Origin of the sequence: Romboutsia hominis (assembly GCF_900002575.1) — a bacterium.
GTDB lineage: Bacteria > Bacillota > Clostridia > Peptostreptococcales > Peptostreptococcaceae > Romboutsia_C > Romboutsia_C hominis.
In genome coordinates this window covers 1,257,023-1,276,829 of record NZ_LN650648.1, presented here as the reverse complement: position 1 = coordinate 1,276,829, position 19,807 = coordinate 1,257,023, and the positions used below count along the sequence as shown (strand labels likewise).

Here is a 19,807-nt window from a genome sequence, read left to right as displayed (position 1 = left end):
GTTTTTAAAATGAAAAAGGTAAACATATTTTTATTAATAACTTTTTTTCTAACTTGGTCAATAACATTTATAATATTTAAAAGTGGGGGGCTAACTGGACCTTTTGCATCTATCGGTCTGATACTTTGCATGATGATGCCTGCCTTATCTGTATTGATTACAACTTTAATTACAAAATCTAGTTTTAAAGAAATTTGGATAAAGCCAAACTTCAAAAAAAATATAAAGTACTACTTTATAGGATATTTTTCACCTGTAATTTTAATTATACTAGGTTCAGCTTTATACTTTATAATCTTTCCATCTCATCTTGATTTAAGCATGAATAATGGAGTGGAAAATCTTAAGCTTCAATTACAATCACTAGGTCAAGCACTTCCAAGTGATTTAGAGCTTAAATCTGCTATGATTATCCAATTATTTGTTGGTATTTTTTTATCACCTATATTAAACTTTATCCCTTGTCTTGGAGAAGAGTTAGGTTGGAGAGGATATTTGTTACCTAAATTAATAGAAAATAATAGTTACTTTAAATCTAGTTTAATAGCTGGTGTTATTTGGGGTATATGGCACGCGCCTATGATAGCTATGGGACATAACTATGGTGTAGGATATATTGGTGCTCCATTTATAGGAATATTTGCTATGGTTGTATTTTGCATAATGACTGGTGCTATATTTAATTATATAACTATAAAAACTAAAAGCTGTATTCCAGCTACTTTTGCTCATGGTAGTTTAAATGGTTTTGCATCAGCGGGCGTTATATTCTTATCTATACCTAATCCTAACATGTTTATAGGTCCCGCTCCTGTTGGCATTATTGGAGGGTTCTTCTTTATAGTAGTTGGTGCTATATGTTTATTAAAAACTAAGAAATTAGATGAAGAAAATATAGAAACTAAAACAAAAGCTTAGTTTATAAGTTTATAATAAAAGAGTAAGTTAATTTATATAATAAATAACCTAGCTTACTCTTTATATTTATATTAAATATTTTATTTCTTATATGAAAATATAAATATTTGTAATAAATAGTTCTACTATTAAGTAATGATTAACTATATTTTCTATTCTAAACTTTTTATAAGTTCTATATTATACCTTTCTATATCATTTAAATCTTCTATATTTCCAGAAAAAGTACTATCTGGGTAATACCAAGGCATAGAGTTAAAATAGTTGTTGTATACATCATTTTTAAATATATATCCATACCTTGCAAATATCTCATTCCTTATATATCCAAGCTGACTTTTATTATAATTTAATAATTCTTCCTTACTTAAGTATCTTATATGACTATCTGGTATTATAAAATAACTCTCATCATTTCCATAAGCGCTATCATAATTATAGGCAAAATGATTATTTTCTACTATATATACAGTTTCTTTTTCTTTAGTTTCTTCTTTAGCCTTATCCAGTTTTTCTTCTTTTTCTCTTTCACTCGCTTCATTTTCTATAGCTACTAAGTCTTCATAGTACTCAAAAGTTTCTATATCATAATTATAATCTTTAGCTAGATCTAAATACTTTCTTGTAGTTTTGTAATTTTCTTTATTAAAATTTTCCTTAGCTTTTTGAATGTATACATTTAGATACATGCTATTTAAGTCATCCTTTTTAACTATACCTTTTAACTTACTAAGTTCCATTTCTGAATTTTCACTTTCCTCTATTTTGCTTTCTAGCTTTTGTACTACTTCATCAGAATATTTTGCATCTAGGGCTTTTATGTAGTAGTTTATAGCTTTACTTTGATTTTCACCATCCCCCTTTTTTATATAATAACTTTGTACTATATTATCTTTTAGTGAAAATACTACTAAAGCTATTACTACAAGTATAAATACTACTATCATTATTATGTTTTTTAGATTGTTTTTCTTAAGATCATCTTTTAAAGTGTCATATCCACATTTATTGCAAAATCTTTGGTCTTTATCTAAATGATTATTACAATTTTTACAAGTTTTCATATTCCCTCCTATATGATTTACTTTTTAAGTACACTATATCCCTTTATATTTATATGATGTTTATTATACATTATTGCTTGTCAGCACTATCTTTGATTTTTCTATTGATTTATTAATAGTTGAAGTTATATATATTTTTTCCTAGAGAATAAAAAATAGCTATCTATACAGATAGCTATTTTAAGCAATATAATAAGTCATTATGAAACAACTAAAGCAAATTTTATTAAATATTTTTATTTATATATATTTTCAAAGCTTTTATTCCTAAAAATAATGCATATATAAGCATTATCCATAAAATCAAACATATAATCATAGGTATAATACCAATAAGCATCATAGAAAAGTTATTCATAAAACACCATCCTTTTAAATACTTTTTATTAGTATAACCTACTCTTTTTTTTAATACTCCTCTAAGAATAAAGTTTTACTTCCACCTTCACTTCCACTTCCTATCATAAGTGAGTTTGATGAAGTTCTAAACTTATAAAAACTTGCATTGTAGTTTATTATAGGGTGTTTTATATCAAATACTTTTTCATCTAAACTAAGTCCCTTTGGTATTTTAAATACTATATCTTTACTTTTTCCTGGGTCTATCCCCATCTTATAACCTTCTTCAAACCTATCTTCTTCACGACCTACAATTCTTACATCACTTGGACTTATTCCTCCAAATTCCTCCATAAATTTTTCTGTATGGTCAAAAGAAAGATCCATATCATATAAACTAGCTATATCTTTTGAATTATTAGTTATCTTTATAGTTAAAATATGGCTATATTTATCTTCTTTATAATTTTTAAATTCTATTTTTAGCCTTTCTTCAAACTCATCATCAGAGTAATCATTTATATCCTTAACATAAAATACACTAAATCCTATTAAAAGTATTATAGGTATTAATACTATAGTACTTACTTTTATAAACTTTTTATTCATATTGTCCCCCTTAAAGTGCTACTTCTTTTTTATTGTATATTTTAGTAGATATATACATAGATATTATGTAAATAACTAAGCAAATACCACTTATAATAAGTAGCTTAGGATCACTTATAATTGAATTTTCTTGTCCCTCTATATGTATATCAGCTCTTGGCTTTAGTGTTATATATAAACTAAATACAAGTATAATACCCATTACTAAATTTATAGGTATATAAGATTTTTTGTATCCATATTTAAACATTATAGGAAATGATACAGATACTAGTATAAGTAATATATTTAAAGTACTTAACATTGTTTGAGTATTCATTAAGTCTGCATAAAATATATGCTTTAATATTTTTGAATAAAAATAAGTAAATAATATAGATAATACTATAATTAATGTAGATACTATATATTTACTATAAACTATATCTTCTTTATCTATTGGCATACTATTAAAAAAATAATCACATTTATTAGATTCATCTAAATAAAAGCTTCTAAATATAAACATATAACTTAAAAATAATGGAATTGCTACACTAGATAATCCCATTAATATAGATGAAAATATAAAAAGCCCTACTACTAACTTTATAATAGTTTTAAAATCTGTCATAAAACATGCCCTTAAATCTTTTTTTATAATATTAATCATTTTAATCTCTCCCCATAAAATATATAATATCTTCTATAGTTGCTATACTTATATTATTAGTAGTTTCGTATCCACTTTCTATAAATAGCCCCTGACTATAGTAATTTTTGTCTTCTCTTTTTATAAAATTTATATTACTATCATCTAATTCTTTTTTACTTCCTTTTATTACCTTGTAGTTTTCTTTTATATATTCACTACTTTCACTTAATACTAATTTCCCATTTTTTATAAGTGTTATATAATCTGCACATTGTTCTAAATCAGTTAATATATGTGTCGAAAATATAGCACATTTATCTCCGCTTTCCAATTCCTCTTGAATTATACTTATCATTTCTTTTCTAAATATAGGGTCAAGTCCACTACTTGGCTCGTCAAGTACTAGTAACTTAGCATTATGACTTAGTGCATTTGCTAGCATTAATTTTATACTTTGCCCTTTTGATAAGTTTTTTATTTTAGTGTCTTTATCTATTTTAAATTTTTCTAAATAATTATCAAATTTGTTATTTTCAAAGTTTTTGTAAAAACTTTTAACTATATTTTTAAATTCTTTAACCTTAAGATGTTCGTAAAAATATAATTCATCATATACAAATCCTACTTCTTCTTTAAATTTTTTAGAAATTTTATTTATATCTTCTCCCATATAATATATATTTCCACTATCCACATTAAGTAAATTCATTATTAATTTTATAATAGTAGTTTTTCCACTACCATTATGACCAATAAGTCCCATAATATATCCCTCTTTTAATTCAAAAGATATATCTTCTAACTTAAATTTATCAAAGTCTTTACTTACCTTTTCTAGTCTTAACATATTACTCCCCCTCGTATAGACTCTCTAATATTTCTATTAATTCACTTTTTGATAAACCCATCATTTTAGATAGATTTATAGATTCTTCTAACTTTTCTTCTATCTCTCTCATTTTAGCTTCATATACTAGTTCTTTATTAAAAGAAGATACGTAACAACCTTTTCCCGGTACGGTGTTTATAAGTCCTAGTTTTTCTAATTCTTCATAAGCTCTTTTAGTAGTTATAAAACTTATTCCTAAATCTTTAGCTAATGCTCTTATAGATGGTAGAGCTTTTCCTTCTTCTAAAGTACCACTTAATATGTTCTTCTTTATATGATTTACTATTTGCATATATATGGGTAAATCAGAAGCATTTGAAATTATTATGTTCATTTTATCTCCTTTCTGTATAATATGTATATACTGTATATATACATATTATACAGTTAGTTTGTTCTTAGTCAATAAATTTTAAATAAATATTATTTATAAATCTATATATTTTAAGATTTAATTAAATTTTTTAATATTTTTTTATAAAAAATAGAGGAATATAATAAAAGTTGTAGTATTATATAAATATGTGATAAATTAAAAATTTGTATTTTAGGTTTTTTTAATTAAAATTAATAGGGAAAGAGGTTAGATTCCTCTGCAGCCCCCGCTACTGTAAAGCTGATGAAACTTTCAAAACCACTGTAATTTATTATGGGAAGGGAAAGTAGTAAAATGAAGCTAAGCCAGGAGACCTGCCTATAATACTTAAATTATATTCTTCGGGGTGAAGGAAAATAATAAAGAATAATACCTTATTTTTAATAAATAGGTATTAATTAGAAAGTTATTTAAATCCTAATCCAATGATTAGGATTTTTTAGTTCGTGACAAAATCTATTTAATTTTGAATGTATATAGTTTTGATAACTTAATTTAAAATTAAATATATCTAATCAAACTAATCTAATTTTTGATTATGAATAATATAAATTTTAGACATCTAGTTAAAGCAAATCAAATTTCGTCTTTACCCATTATATACTTACATTAATTTATCACATAAAAATTTAATAAACTTTGAAAGTGAGGTATAAAGATGAATTTTTTACCACTATCATTAGTAGCAGGTGTGCTACTTATCATTTTAAATCCATTAAATGCTAGTGCTATGCATATTATGGAAGGATATTTACCCGCAAAATGGTCTATACTTTGGACAATAGTATTTATTCCATTTTTCATATATGGGTTAAAATCTATTAATACCATAGTAAAGCAAGATCCTAAAAAGAAGGTTTTATTAGCCTTAGCAGGAGCTTTTGTATTTGTGTTATCAGCACTAAAAATACCGTCTTTAACAGGTAGTTGTTCACATCCTACAGGAGTAGGTCTTGGTGCAATATTATTTGGACCAGCTGTTATGGCAGTAATAGGAACAATAGCTTTATTATTTCAAGCATTATTACTTGCACATGGAGGATTAACTACTTTAGGCGCTAATGCATTTTCAATGGCAATAGTTGGACCAATAGTGTCATATTTTATATTTAAACTTTGTAGAAAAAGAAATGTAAACGTTGGAATGAGTGTATTTTTAGCAGCAGCCTTAGGTGATTTAGCTACATATACAGTAACAGCAACTCAATTGGCACTAGCATTCCCTGACCCTAGTGGAGGAGTTATGATGTCTTTAGTTAAATTTTTAGGAGTATTTTTCACGACTCAAATACCAATAGCTATAGCAGAAGGATTATTAACTACTTTAGTATATAATTTAATAACACAAAATGAAGAAGGAGTTGAAATTAATGAGTACAAATTCTAAAACTAAAAACAAACTTAGAAATAAAAATTTAATATTATTAGCTTTAACCATAATACTTATAATAACTCCTTTATTATTAAATTCATCAGCTGAATATGGTGGTGCTGATGGAGAGGCAGAGGGCCTAATAACAGAGATAAATCCGGATTATAAACCTTGGTTTAGTAGCTTATACGAGCCACCTAGTGGAGAAATAGAGAGCTTACTATTCTCTACACAAGCAGCTATAGGAGCTGGATTTATAGGCTACTATCTAGGAAGAAAAAAAGGTGAAAAAAAATAAATGCTGGAAATTGATAAATGTGCATATACAAATGCTTTAAGAAATACTAACCCTATGGCTAAATTGCTTATTAGCTTTTTAGCCTTAACTATTTCTGTAATTATAAATAATATAATGCTTCATTTTTTGGTAATGTTAATAGTAAGCTTTTTAATCATTTTTATAGCAAAAGTTAATATTAAACTATATATAAAATGTTTAAGGATACCTATATATTTTTTAATTATAGGAACTATACTTAATATGATTAACATATCATTTGAAAATCAAGGCTTTATATTTAACATCAAAGTTTTTAACTTATATATAGGAACAACTTTATTTTCAGTTAAAAACTCAATTTATATATTACTAAGAGCTATAAGTTCAGTTATATCTATTTATTTTTTAATACTTACTACACCATTTAACCAATTAATAATTATATTAAAAAAATTACATATCCCAGATACATTAGTAGAACTTATGGTTTTGACATATAGATTCATATTCATATTTTTAGAAGAAATAAAAGATATTTATAAATCTCAAGAATTAAGATTTGGTTATATAAATCTAAAAAATTCTTATAACTCAACAGCACTACTTATAAAAATCTTATTCTTTAGAATGATGAGAAAATATGAAGATATGAGTATAACCTTAGATATGAAATTGTATGATGGGAAATTTCATATATAGGAGAATATCATGTTTAAGGTAAATAATTTAACATACAAATATGAAAAAGAAAATAAGGCAATAAACAATATAAATTTAGATTTTTCAAAAGGAAATATGATTGGGATAATTGGAGCTAATGGTTCTGGTAAGTCTACTTTATTTATGAATCTAGTAGGTATATTAAAGCCCTCTGAAGGAAGTATATTTTATAACAATAAAGAACTTTCATATAAAAAGAAAGATTTGTACAATTTAAGAAAAGAAGTAGGTATAGTATTTCAAGATCCAGATAAGCAAATATTTTATTCAAGAGTATACGATGATGTTGCTTTTTCACTAAGAAATATAGGTGTACCCGAAGATAAAATAAAAGAAAAAGTACATAATGCATTAAAATTAGTCAATGCTTTAGATTTAATAGATAAACCAGTCCACTTTTTAAGTTATGGTCAGAAAAAAAGAGTGGCTATAGCTTCTGTTATAGCTATGGAAAATAAAGTGGTTCTTTTAGATGAACCTACAGCAGGACTTGACCCTAAAAGCACAAAAGCTATAGTAAATATTTTAAAAAATTTATGCGATAATGGAATTAAAGTAGTTATTTCAAGTCATGATATGGATTTAATATATGAGATTTGTGATTATATATATGTTTTAAATAAAGGTAGTATTGTTATTGAAGGTAATTGTATGGAAGTTTTTAAAGAAGCTAATATTATTGAAGAAGTAGGATTAAATATCCCTTGGCTTGTAAAAGTTCATAAAAATATGAATCTGCCTTTATTCAAAAAAGAAGAAGATTTGTATAATTACTTTAATCAATGTGTAAATACTAATCAACTTACATCTCTTGTATAACATGTTTTATTTTAAACTTAATAAATAATTAAATGCTGGATAAGGCCCATTACCTTATCCAGCATTTTTATTATTTAATATTTTTATCTATTGTACTTACTATATACTCTCTATTAAAAGTAAAGTATTTAACTAGCCCATCATAAAACATATAAGAAATATTTAACATACCTTGAATATTTTCTAAGTTTTTATCAAACTCTTCTTTGCTTAAGTATCCCACTATATAACTTATAAGCTTTTCAACTAAGCTATTAGCAATTATAGCCACATCTTTATTATCTTTAAGTTCTAATTGAACATAAGGTATTAAACTTGTGTAAGTGGCTATTTCACCTACTTCTACTTCATCACAGTTTTTTATATTTTCTTTTGTTTCTTTTTTTAATTCTTCCCCCATAGGTATAAAGTTTACTAAATCACATATAACGCTACAAACATAATTATTTAAATTTACTTCACTATCTTTAGTCATTCTTTTGAAGATATTCTTATCAAAATCATTTAATATGTAATTGTTTAAATCTACTAATTTCATATTTGCCCTCCATGAATTTCATATTAATAATTTTATCATACACAATTGTTATTTATTTTACAAGTTTTGTAAAACCATTGGCAAAATGGACAAATCAACCTTTTTGTTATTGAAACATAAATTAATAATAGCTATTTTAATCTATTTAAGTATATAATTTAATGTTTTATAGATTATTTTTTTATCTTTTGTCAATAATCTAATTATAATATATTCTAAGGAGGAATTATATGGATGACTATATAAATTATCTAGAAAAAAACTTAAATCTATATGACTATACCTTAATAAAAACTACTAGTACTAAAGCAGTAATTATTAAAACCTACTTTAAATATACTAAATGTATATATATAAGTTATATTGATGATTTTATAGAAATAAGAATAGATAAAATATTTGATTTTTATACTGTTGGCAATAATATAGAAAGACTTATAATACCTAGAAAAACATTTAATAATTTAGATGATTCTTTAAATTATATACAAAAAATATAGCTACTTAAGTTAAACTTAAATAGCTATATTTTAAAAGTTTCAAACATGAAATTTATTTTACTAATCAGTTATATTCTAGCTTGCTTTTTTTGTACTATTTTTGCTTAAATGATTCTTTTCATATCTACTATATAATAAGAACGCTATTAAACCAAATAATGTTGGTCCTAATATCATCATTATTGTATCAAAGAACTTTCCATCTATTGCAGGTTGTACTATTGAGAATAAGTTAGCAAATCCAACCATTATTCCTATTATCCAAGCAGCAAGTGTTGCAGCACCTTGTTTCTTGTAAGCTACGAATGCTTTATCAACTTCACCATTTAATTGCTTTTTCTTGAAAGCTGGGAATGCTGATGATAAGAATAAGTATGGTATAGTCATAGCTACGTTAGTCATAAGAACTAATATATTAAAGAAGTCAGCTGCTCCTTTACCACCAAATGCTACTACTAATATTATAACTATAACTATTATAGCTTGCACTTTCATAGCGTTTACTGGCATACCATTTTTCATCTCAGCAAACTTACCTGGCCATATTTCTTTAGGTGAACCAGATATTAAAGTTTTAAGTGGTGAATATGTTAATGTAAAGAATGCTCCCATGAATGCTAAGAACATTGATAAACCAACGAATCTAGCTGTCCAAGCACCCATTTGCATAGCTACAGCATCAGTAGTTCCCATAGCATGTCCTAATTGGTATCCTAAGTTTTGCATTAAAACATATGCAACGTTACCCATGTGAACGCTCTTGTCTGATAGTATATCAGCCCAGTTAGTGAACATACCACATGCAAATATACCAATAGCATATCCTATAGATATAACTATAGCAGATATAGCAAGACCTTTAGGGAATGTTTTCTCAGCATTTTCAGTTTGGTCAACTAATCCTCCTAAAACTTCAAGTCCTCCAAATGCAAAAATTGCAAATGTAACAAATGATAATACCATTAATGGACTTTGGTAAGCAGGGTTTGGAGAAGTTAAAAATGCATCTGCAAAATTGTTTACTGGTTGAGCTAATTCTCCACCGTTAAATATAACTACAGCTAATGCTCCAACTAATAATACTATGTTTAATAAGGCAACAAATGTACCACCTATAGAAGTAACCTTTGTTATCTTTTCAACACCTTTACTTGCTACTACTGTAACAAATACTATCCATAAAGCACCAAGTATTCCTATAGTTTGAGTTGAACTTAATCCAAATAAACTCCAACTTTGAGTTATATCTGCTCCAAATATGGCATTCGAAAACGGTATCCATATACCTGAAGATACGTTAACCATCCATATTATATAAGAAGCATACCACATGAATGTTCCTATGAATGCATACTTAGGTCCTACAGATTTTTCCATCCATGAATACATACCACCACTTTCATTTTTGAAAGATGATCCGTATTCTGCCATCATGAATGCATAAGGTATGAAGAATACTAATGCACTTAGTATATACCAAGGTATAGCTCCATATCCCATTAAGTAGTATGATCTTGGCATGTTAGCAAAACCAAACACTGATGTAAATATCATTAATATTAATGACATTAAAGTAAGTTTCTTTGCACTACTTGTGTTGTTTCCCATTTTTGCACCTCATAATATTTATTTTTGATTATTCCTTTTGTAATTTCATCTGTATTACTTAAGGGATGATAAAATTATAACATTCGACAAGCTATTTCGACAATACTCTGCAGTGTTTTCACAATATTTTCTATTTTGTAACTTATTTTATTTTTCTAAAAATTGATTTTTTATTAATTTTAATTTTCATTTTTATATATTTTTTTCTTTGCATAAGTATTTGCCTTTTCAAAATTAACATATACTAATACTACATTTTTCAATGTGTTTACTTTATTTTGATACTAGTATTTTCAAATCATTTAATCATTTAATTCATTAATTATTTTTAATAACTTTTCAATTTTTGATTTTTTTGAATAATTGATTAAATTTTATTCAAACGAAAGATTAATAAGAAGATTTTAAAAAAATAATTTTTCTTTTATTTTTATTACTGTGATTACTTCATTTCTAAATTGATAAACTTTTAACTATAAATTTGCAATTGTTTTCTTCTTTAAAAATATAAAGTTCAATTTAGAATTACTCAATATTTTTATTATATATTAAACCACTGAAAATAGTTAAAAGGTTAAAAGTATAAGTGATATATAAAAAAAGATATAGAGGCTTTTGCTAGCTTCTATATCTTTTATTTTACATATATTTGTTTATATTGTATTGTTTAAAGTTTTGTTTTTTGTATAAAATAGCATTAGTAGGACATCTATGTATACACTTTAAACATCCTATACACTGATTTTTAAATGTCAATTGCTTATTATTCATAGATATATTATTAGTAGGACAATTTTTTTCACATATATTACAGTCTATACACTTATCTTTATCCAATGAAAATTTCTTTTTAGGAAATTTTTTAGTATACAATAAAAACATATCATAAACTATTTTACTGCTAAATACCTTTTTACTATAATTTATAATTTTTAAATTTTCTTCTAAAAACTTATTTACTATAGCCTCTACCTTTGGTTTTGCATTTACTATGCTTTGTTTTATTTCTTCTTCACTATCTCTTTTAAAGAAAGCTACATAGTAATTATTTGGCATAGAAATAGCTTCATCCACTAATACTTCAAATCCTTTTTTACTAACTACTTTACCAAGATATTTTCTTCCTTGTTTGTCTTCTTTATCTGCAAGTGTTGAATATATTATACATTTTTTATTTGTATCTTTTATATTTTTTATCCAGTCTATTAAAATATCAGGTATCATATCAGCATGTATTGGTCCACCAAATATATAAAAATCATACTCTCTATCTAATTTATTATGCTTTTGTATATCTATAAGATCTATACTTATATTTCTTAACTCAAAATTTTCCTTAAATAATTTTGCTACGTACTCTGTATTTCCTGTTCCTGAAAAATAAATTACTGCCCCTTGTTTATACAAATAATCGCCTCCTTTTTATAACTCATATAACCCTAATACAAAGCTTTATTTTGACTCTTTTAGCATTATATTTTCTAAGTTTATTATCATATCAATATTAAGTCCTTTAGAGTTTAATTTAATCTTTTCTAATTTTATATCTTTGAAATTTTCTTTATGTACTATCACATTTCCTTCATTAAAATCTACTAATATACCTTTTTCCTTTGGGAACCAATCTTTTATAAAACTATTTAATCCCATATCTACTATAAAATTAGCTATCTTTAAATCAAGTAATTTTACTTCTTCTATATTTAATACTAAATCTTTATCCTTATTTAAAGATGGTATAACTTTAACTTCTATTGGAGTGGTTATATTTTTCATTATTTCATAATTTACTCTTGCTTTTATATATCCATCTTCTATATTTATACTTAATTTATTTATTTTATTATTTTTAGTTTTTTCTAGAAAATAATTAACTCCATTTAAAATAGCTTCTTTAGGTACTATAAATTCACCTTTTATACCTACTGGATTTTTTATTATCTCTACGTTATTTGCTTTAATTCCAGCCACTGCCTCTAAAAATTCTATGCTTTCTGTTTTATTTGATACATTTTCTTCTTTTTTAGTAGGGGTTATAGTAACTTCTTTTTCTTCTTTCTTATTAAATATAAAAAAGCCACTTATGATTAAAACTCCTACTATGGTGCTTATTATAATTTTTTTTCTTTTGTCCATACCATGTGCTCCTCATTTTTTATTTGTCTATATTTAATATTCTACTACAATTTAAAATTATATAAACAAATTTATATTACATCTATATATAAATTTGCTTATATAAAAAGCTATCATTAATAGATAGCTTTTTATATTTCTATTGTTTTATTTTATATTAAATATCTCATAAACTAGATCTCTTATAAGTTTTGGAGCTACCTCATAAGAATAGTCTACTAATATTCTTTCAGTAAACTTATGAGGATCTCTTCCATGAGGTCCATAGTTTATAACAGGAAGATTTAATTTTTTAATATCTTCTAGTGGTAACTTATATTTGTACCCAAGTGAAGGCATATTAGGTTTTAAAAAGTCTATAACATCATCTGCATCTTGTAGTGCAAAATAACTTAAATCAGATAATCCTTGGAAGTATTTTTGTTTTTTAATATCTACGTTATACTCTCTCTTGCCTTTTTCTATTATTTTATCAGCTACTTTGATAAGCTTTTTATCAAATTCTCTGCTCTCATCAAGTCCTACATGCGGATAGTATGGTGGTGCAAAGAATATTATTATCATAGGATTTCTATCTTTTGAAAACTTATGAACCTCTTTAACAATATTTGTACTAACATCTCTCTCATCTAAAGTTTCATCTTCTATCCATATATTTATCATTTCGTCTAAGTGACTTTTAAAATCCTCACCATTATCTTTTAATACTTGACTATAAAATTCATCAAAAGTAAGAACTTTAACATCTAAATCCATGTCTTTTACTGGCAAATTACTTTTATTTTTGTATATTTCTTGATATTTCTTAACTTTATTATAAGCTTCATTTATAGATTCTTCACACACATACCTAAATTTATCTATGGCTTCTTTAGGATTCATTTTGAATGTTTGTAAATTATAATATATTATAGAAGATATTGGGGTTTGGACATTATATAAATCCTTAGTGTCTTTATATTTTAGACAAGTTGGAGGCATAGTAACTTCACCGCTTACGTCTTCACAAAATTCTGTATTTACATCTAATCTACTTATAAGCTCACTAGCTATTAAGTTAGCATTTATTCCAGATAAACTTTCTCCAACATGAGTTTCTTTTCCTACTACATAAAAACCTGGAAGTAGTTTACCGCAAGTTCCTAGATATATATATTTATTGTCATCACCTGGATAAGATGCAAAATCTGGTTCACAATTAAGTACTGTTATAGCTTCTAAATTTTCTTTTTCTAATATTTTATTAGCAAAAGGAATGGCATTTATTGCACCTTCTGAATTTGTTTCTTCATCTGGTACAGCAAGCAACATTATATTTCCTTCAAAGTCTTCTAATTTGCTAAAATACTCTATTAAAGACATTTGTATAGAAAGACCTGTCTTCATATCCATTATACCTCTACCAAATAACCATTCTCCAGATAATAAATCTTTTTTAGAATCTTCATCTAGATTATCTATATTATCTCTTAATCGTTTAGTATACTCATATGGTTTTAATATATATTCCTTTAAATTACCTGCATCTTCTATTCCTACTGTATCCATATGCGCTACTGTAAGTAATGTTTTTTTAGTCGGCTTTTTAGATTTCATAAGTGCACACACAAAATATCTATTTAAATTATCATTTAAAGGAACTAAATATAGGTGATTTGGATTTTCTTTGTAATAGTCTAGTTCTGATAATTTTTTATAAACTAACTTTGCCATATTTTCTTCGTTATTAGTTCCTGATACACTATTTTGACCTACTAACTCAATAGCCAAACTTTTAAGTTCTTCACTGTTTAACCACATAAAAATTCCCCCTAATTTTATATATAAAAATTATAGTAATGCATTTAAAAATAAATCAGTTAATAACATTTAATCTAAACTTATTTATAATAACTATTTATTCATTAACTCTTTATTGTTAAAAAAGCTATCAGACTCTTTTTTAACTTCTTTTCTAAGTAGTAAAACTCCTATCATATTAGTAACTATTACTCCAGCTAAAGTAAAATCTAATAATACAATTACACTTCTTAAATCTACTAAAGCACCTACCATTATAAATGCCAAGTAAACTATTCTCATAACCTTAGCAAACTTACTTCCAAATAAATATTCAGCTTGTTTTTCTCCGTAAAATATTATTACTATCATAGTTGAGAATACAAATAAAAGCATACAAATAGTTAACATTCCTCCACCAAAACTACTTCCAAATACAGTTTGCATTGCCATAGCTGGCATAGCTGCTGCCTTACTAGCACCAACTTGCGTCCATATATCTGTTGTTAATACTAAAAATCCTGACATAGTACATATTATTAATGTAGCTACTATTATTTCAAATACTCCCCATAAACCTTGTCTTGCAGGATGGTCAGTTATTGCTGCACTATGTGCTATAGTAGATGTACCCATACCAGCTTCATTTGAATAAGCTCCTCTTGCTGCTCCTGCTTTTATGGTAGATGCTACTGCTGAACCCGCGAATCCACCAAAGGCTGCTACAGGTGTAAAAGCACTCTCTATTATTAGCATAAATGCTCTAGGTATTTCAGTAAAATTAAGACCAATAACTATTAAAGCCATAACTATGTATAGACATGCCATTATAGGAACTAACTTTTCTGTTATCTTTCCTATTCTTTTTATACCACCATATACTACAAAACCTACAAATGCAACTAATAATATTCCAGATACAATAGGTGCTATATTTATAGTTTCTGCACTTTGAACAAAAGATGCTGATTGCGTTGCTATTGAAGGAGCTATTTCTATCATTAAGAAAAATGCAAATAAACTACCAAGCCAAGGCAATTTTAATCCATCTCTTATATAATACATTGGTCCACCTACATACTCTCCTTCTTCATTTTTCACCCTATACTTTATACCAAGTATTATTTCTGAGTACTTAAGGGCGCATCCAAATAATGCTATAAGCCACATCCAAAAAATAGCTCCAGGGCCTCCAGTAGCTACCGCAAGTGGAACTCCTATTATGTTTGATGCTCCTATAGTAGATGCAAGCGCTGAAGTCGCTGCTTGAAATGGACTTATAGTCCCATCACCATCAGTTTTAGCGAACATCTTCCCGAAAGTCTGTTTTAGTATAAATGGTAACTTAGTAAATTGAAAAAACTTAAGCGTGAAAGTCATTACTATACCACCACCTACTAATATAACTAAAACAGGATATGTCCATAGCCAATTAGTAAAACTTTCAAATAATTCAAACATTATACCAACTCCATAATTTTATTAAATAGAGAAGTTTCTATTTATTAAACAATATTCCTATACTATCTAATAAATGTATAAAGTTATTATTTTTAATATAATAAAAAACACCAATGTATAAGAATTTATAATTACCTATACATTAGTGTTTTTGTTTAATTAAATATTAATTTACCTTTATAGCTAAATCCTTTTTGTCTTCTCTAATACCCATGTTAGCAGATATTAAAGCTATGATATTCATAGCTATAAATATCACAAATCCTATTTTATACCCAAGTACTACATTACTAGCATTCATATCTATAGTAAAAGCTATAAATAAATTTATTATACCGCTACCTATAAATTCACAAGTATTTACAACGCTAGTAGATAATCCTGAGTATTTTTCTTCATTTTTATATTGAACATCATTAAATGCTTGTATATGACTCATATTTATAGTTCCGACTATAAAAAATAATATCGGAAGAGTGAAAATAGGTGGCTTGACATTACTTATAAGTATTATATAAGACCATATGAATATATTTATTATGTTGCCAAATTTTATAACATTAAATTTATTAGTTTTTATTCTAGCAAATACATAATCCATAAATAAAGCACCAAATACAAGACCATAAGTCAAAAATGATGCAATAAAAGCTGCTACACTCTTTTTAACTTCATAAACATCTGTAATATACGATACTATCCACAAACTACTAAATGCGGTAGTTATACCAACCATAGAAAACATAATTAAAGAATTATACCAAGTCGCTTTATTTCTAAATACAGACTTTAATCCTTTAAGTAAATTTAATTTTTCTTCTTCTATAACTTCTATATCAACTTTAAATCCATATTCTTTTGGGGTATCTCTAACTACTAAATATATTACTATCCCACATAAAACTCCTATAATACCTATTAATATAAAAGAATTTCTCCAACCTATAATATCATTTAGAAATACTAATGGAAATGTTGCAAATACACCACCTAAGCACCCTATAAAAGAAAACTTAGCTGTAGCTGATGTAAACTCTTCTTTTTTAAACCAACTTCCTTGAAACTTTAACACAGAAAGTAAAGTTACAGATACTCCCGCACCTATCATTACTCTAGATAGATAGGCTACTTTTATCCCTTCTATAAATCCAAACAATATAGAACCAATTCCACCTATAAGCATACCTATACTACATACTTTTCTAGGTCCATATCTATCAAGAAGTATTCCCCCTGGTATTTGCATAAGTGCATATGCATATAAAGTAAATGATGCAATATTAGATATTTCTATATTACTAAATCCTAATTCTAAGGATAAATTATCAGATATAACTGCCGTAGATAACCTTAGAAAATAAGCTATTACAAAAGAAAATGTAAGTACAGACCATATACCCCATTTAGTTTTATTATAGTTTTTCATCTTACTCCCCTATCCTTTTACTATTTCTAATTATTTTACCTTACTATTTCAGTATACAAATATTTTACTTGTTAATAAACTATAATTTTTATAAAAGACTTTTTATTTTGCTAAAATGTAATTTTAATTATGCTTTTTTATTAAAACTACCTTTATAATAAATGTACTCTAAATATTTATAAAAAAAATGCCATATAAATGGCATTTATCTTAAAGAATTTATTCTTATTTTATCAAGTTCATCTTCATTAAATATATGATTATTATAAAGCACTAAATACTCTTCACTTACAGTGGAATCAAATACTATTAAATCATCAGTGTTTATACTTATATTTATATTTTTATCATATATTTTTCTAACTGGATGATTTTTTATATCATCTACTGCCCCTAGATATATATTACTAGTAGGGCATATATTTAATCTTATATTTCTTTCTTTTATCATGTCCAATACATAATCACTTTCAACTGCTCTAAATCCATGTTGAAGTTCATCTATATTAAGTATTTCTATAGCTTCTTTAACATTTTCTGCACCTAAAAACTCTCCTGCATGTACTTTTAATTTTAGTCCATTTTTTTTAGCATAATCATAGTATATTTTATATCTATCAAATCCAACTATTTCTTCATCTCCATATAAATCTATAGACTTAAACACTTTACTATCTATAATTTTAGGTATTAGTTTTTCAAGATTTTCATCACTTATACTTTTAGCTATACCTATTTCTGGTCTAAAATCTATTTTATCCTTGTACTTATCAACTAAGCTTCCTATACAATCAAAAAAATCTTTATCATTTTCAAATCTTAATATATCATGACAGTCTACACTAGCTTCAAGTATTACTATATTATCATCTATAGCATCTTTAATAGTTGCTTCTATTGTCCATAGAAAATCTTCTTTAGTTTTTATATGATTCATATATTCATTAAATATAAAATCATCTAATCCTTTTATTCCCTTCATATCTTTAGAAGGTCTTTTTATTTTACCTTTTGTATAACTATGTATATTATCAAATTTCATACCTAAGCCACAATGATTGTGAAGTTCTGCTTTTTTTATAGTTTTTAATCCTTTTAAGTCATTTTCTTTTAGATATCTCTTAAAGTTTTGGCTATTTGTCATATTTTCCTCCTTAGGCGTTTTAATCCATTATAACATATCATAGTTATTTTTCTTACTATATTAATTTTTTAATAGAATTTATTACTAAATCTATATCACAAAAATCATGAGTTGCCATTAGTGTAACTCTAAGTATAGCTTCTCCTTTTTTTACTGTTGGATATCTTATTGCTGGTATATGTATACCTTCTTCTAGTAAACTTTCACTTATTTTAATTGCCTTTTTTTCATCTCCTATTAATATAGGTATAATTGGTGTTTCTCTATTAATATCAAATCCAATATTCTTAAGACCTTTACATAGATATTCTACATTTTCTTTTAGTTTTTTAACTAAGTATGGATTATTTTCAATAATTTCAAAACTTTTAATTGATGCTCCTATAACTGCTGGAGAAAGTGCTGTTGAGAATATGAAGCTTCTTGATTTATTTATTAAATAATCAATAATATCACTATTAGCACATACAAATCCTCCTTCACTTCCTATTGCCTTAGAAAGTGTTCCTATTGTTATATCTGGTTTTATATTAAAATACTCACTACTTCCTCTTCCAGTTTTTCCTATTACTCCTGTAGCATGTGCATCATCTACTATAGATATAAGGTTATGTTTTTTAGCTATCTTAACTATTTCATCTAGTTTACATATATCTCCATCCATACTAAATACACTATCAGTAACTATTATCCCATGCTTTGGATTTATTTCATTTATCTTGTTAGTTAAATCTTTAATATCATTATGTTTATATACTATAGTTTTTCCTTTTGATAATCTACACCCATCTATTATAGATGCATGGTTTAATTCATCACTAAATATATAATAATCTTCATCACATATAGCTGAGATTACTCCTATATTTGCCATATACCCAGTATTAAATATTATTGCATCTTCATACCCTTTAAACTTTGCTATTTTTTCTTCTAATTTTTTGTGTAAATCATAGCTACCTGTAGTTAATCTTGAACCTCCAGAACCTAATCCATATTTGTTAATAGATTCTATTGCGCTTTTTTTAACCTCTTCATTATTGCAAATCCCAAGATAATTATTAGAAGACATTAAAAGTACTTTTTTGTTATTTATAGTTGTATATTTATCTTGTGGTTTATTTAAATATTTTATCTGTCTATAAAGATTATTCTCTTTTATTTGTTGTAGTTTTGCTTTTATTTTATCCATTAT

Annotated in this window: 21 protein-coding genes and 1 riboswitch; of the genes, 6 read left to right on the top strand and 15 right to left on the bottom strand. The window is 25.9% G+C overall.

Features of this window, described 5'->3' with window-relative positions; translation table 11 throughout:
- Positions 1-9: 9 nt before the first annotated feature.
- Entirely contained in the window at positions 10-918 is a 909-nt protein-coding gene (locus FRIFI_RS06105) for a CPBP family intramembrane glutamic endopeptidase (RefSeq protein ID WP_166505331.1), read from the top strand.
- 152 nt (positions 919-1,070) lie between these two features.
- Here FRIFI_RS06105 and FRIFI_RS06100 read toward each other — a convergent pair whose 3' ends face one another.
- The 6 genes from FRIFI_RS06100 to FRIFI_RS06080 form a co-directional block, all read right to left on the bottom strand.
- On the bottom strand, positions 1,071-1,982 hold the full coding sequence (locus FRIFI_RS06100; RefSeq protein ID WP_166505330.1) for a YARHG domain-containing protein: 912 nt from the start codon (positions 1,980-1,982) through the stop codon (positions 1,071-1,073).
- 226 nt (positions 1,983-2,208) lie between these two features.
- Complete coding sequence (locus FRIFI_RS15240; RefSeq protein ID WP_271892844.1) at positions 2,209-2,340, bottom strand: hypothetical protein; 132 nt, start codon at positions 2,338-2,340, stop codon at positions 2,209-2,211.
- A gap of 50 nt (positions 2,341-2,390) precedes the next feature.
- Positions 2,391-2,930, bottom strand: coding sequence for a hypothetical protein (locus FRIFI_RS06095; RefSeq protein WP_166505329.1), 540 nt, complete (start codon positions 2,928-2,930; stop codon positions 2,391-2,393).
- A gap of 10 nt (positions 2,931-2,940) precedes the next feature.
- Positions 2,941-3,582, bottom strand: coding sequence for an ABC-2 transporter permease (locus FRIFI_RS06090; protein ID WP_166505328.1), 642 nt, complete (start codon positions 3,580-3,582; stop codon positions 2,941-2,943).
- Position 3,583: 1 nt separating this feature from the next.
- Complete coding sequence (locus tag FRIFI_RS06085; RefSeq protein WP_166505327.1) at positions 3,584-4,411, bottom strand: ABC transporter ATP-binding protein; 828 nt, start codon at positions 4,409-4,411, stop codon at positions 3,584-3,586.
- 1 nt (position 4,412) lies between these two features.
- Entirely contained in the window at positions 4,413-4,787 is a 375-nt protein-coding gene (locus FRIFI_RS06080) for a GntR family transcriptional regulator (RefSeq protein ID WP_166505326.1), read from the bottom strand.
- Between the two features lie 198 nt (positions 4,788-4,985).
- Positions 4,986-5,165: riboswitch (cobalamin riboswitch) on the top strand.
- Positions 5,166-5,487: 322 nt separating this feature from the next.
- Between FRIFI_RS06080 and FRIFI_RS06075 the strand changes: the two genes are divergently transcribed.
- Genes FRIFI_RS06075 through FRIFI_RS06060 form a run of 4 tightly spaced genes read left to right on the top strand, consistent with a single transcriptional unit; the run spans position 5,488 to position 8,020 of the window.
- The gene (locus FRIFI_RS06075; RefSeq protein WP_166505325.1) at positions 5,488-6,216 is read left to right on the top strand and encodes an energy-coupling factor ABC transporter permease; all 729 of its coding nucleotides are present in this window, start codon (positions 5,488-5,490) and stop codon (positions 6,214-6,216) included.
- A complete protein-coding gene (locus FRIFI_RS06070) occupies positions 6,200-6,499 on the top strand; it encodes an energy-coupling factor ABC transporter substrate-binding protein (protein WP_092926066.1) in 300 nt (99 codons plus the stop codon). Before FRIFI_RS06075 ends, FRIFI_RS06070 begins: the two co-directional genes overlap by 17 nt.
- Complete coding sequence (gene cbiQ / locus FRIFI_RS06065; RefSeq protein ID WP_092926068.1) at positions 6,500-7,180, top strand: cobalt ECF transporter T component CbiQ; 681 nt, start codon at positions 6,500-6,502, stop codon at positions 7,178-7,180. It abuts the gene before it with no gap.
- Between the two features lie 9 nt (positions 7,181-7,189).
- A complete protein-coding gene (locus FRIFI_RS06060) occupies positions 7,190-8,020 on the top strand; it encodes an energy-coupling factor ABC transporter ATP-binding protein (protein WP_166505324.1) in 831 nt (276 codons plus the stop codon).
- Between the two features lie 70 nt (positions 8,021-8,090).
- Here FRIFI_RS06060 and FRIFI_RS06055 read toward each other — a convergent pair whose 3' ends face one another.
- Entirely contained in the window at positions 8,091-8,558 is a 468-nt protein-coding gene (locus tag FRIFI_RS06055) for a hypothetical protein (RefSeq protein WP_166505323.1), read from the bottom strand.
- A gap of 230 nt (positions 8,559-8,788) precedes the next feature.
- Between FRIFI_RS06055 and FRIFI_RS06050 the strand changes: the two genes are divergently transcribed.
- Positions 8,789-9,058, top strand: coding sequence for a hypothetical protein (locus FRIFI_RS06050; RefSeq protein WP_166505322.1), 270 nt, complete (start codon positions 8,789-8,791; stop codon positions 9,056-9,058).
- A gap of 75 nt (positions 9,059-9,133) precedes the next feature.
- On the opposite strand, the gene yjeM is transcribed toward FRIFI_RS06050, so the two are convergent.
- From yjeM to bioF, 8 genes are all read right to left on the bottom strand, one after another.
- Positions 9,134-10,666, bottom strand: a complete 1,533-nt coding sequence (gene yjeM, locus FRIFI_RS06045; protein ID WP_092926076.1) for a glutamate/gamma-aminobutyrate family transporter YjeM — start codon at positions 10,664-10,666, stop codon at positions 9,134-9,136.
- Between the two features lie 639 nt (positions 10,667-11,305).
- The gene (locus FRIFI_RS06040) at positions 11,306-12,073 is read right to left on the bottom strand and encodes an EFR1 family ferrodoxin (protein WP_166505321.1); all 768 of its coding nucleotides are present in this window, start codon (positions 12,071-12,073) and stop codon (positions 11,306-11,308) included.
- Between the two features lie 45 nt (positions 12,074-12,118).
- Positions 12,119-12,802, bottom strand: a complete 684-nt coding sequence (locus tag FRIFI_RS06035) for a hypothetical protein (protein WP_166505320.1) — start codon at positions 12,800-12,802, stop codon at positions 12,119-12,121.
- A 147-nt stretch (positions 12,803-12,949) separates the two neighbouring features.
- Positions 12,950-14,602: a M20/M25/M40 family metallo-hydrolase gene (locus tag FRIFI_RS06030; RefSeq protein ID WP_166505319.1), complete on the bottom strand. Its 1,653-nt coding sequence runs from the start codon at positions 14,600-14,602 to the stop codon at positions 12,950-12,952.
- A gap of 93 nt (positions 14,603-14,695) precedes the next feature.
- Complete coding sequence (locus FRIFI_RS06025) at positions 14,696-16,042, bottom strand: alanine/glycine:cation symporter family protein (RefSeq protein ID WP_166505318.1); 1,347 nt, start codon at positions 16,040-16,042, stop codon at positions 14,696-14,698.
- Positions 16,043-16,208: 166 nt separating this feature from the next.
- A complete protein-coding gene (locus FRIFI_RS06020; RefSeq protein WP_166505317.1) occupies positions 16,209-17,468 on the bottom strand; it encodes an MFS transporter in 1,260 nt (419 codons plus the stop codon).
- 205 nt (positions 17,469-17,673) lie between these two features.
- The gene (locus FRIFI_RS06015; protein WP_166505316.1) at positions 17,674-18,612 is read right to left on the bottom strand and encodes an amidohydrolase family protein; all 939 of its coding nucleotides are present in this window, start codon (positions 18,610-18,612) and stop codon (positions 17,674-17,676) included.
- A gap of 55 nt (positions 18,613-18,667) precedes the next feature.
- Positions 18,668-19,804: an 8-amino-7-oxononanoate synthase gene (bioF, locus tag FRIFI_RS06010; RefSeq protein WP_166505315.1), complete on the bottom strand. Its 1,137-nt coding sequence runs from the start codon at positions 19,802-19,804 to the stop codon at positions 18,668-18,670.
- Positions 19,805-19,807 lie beyond the last annotated feature (3 nt).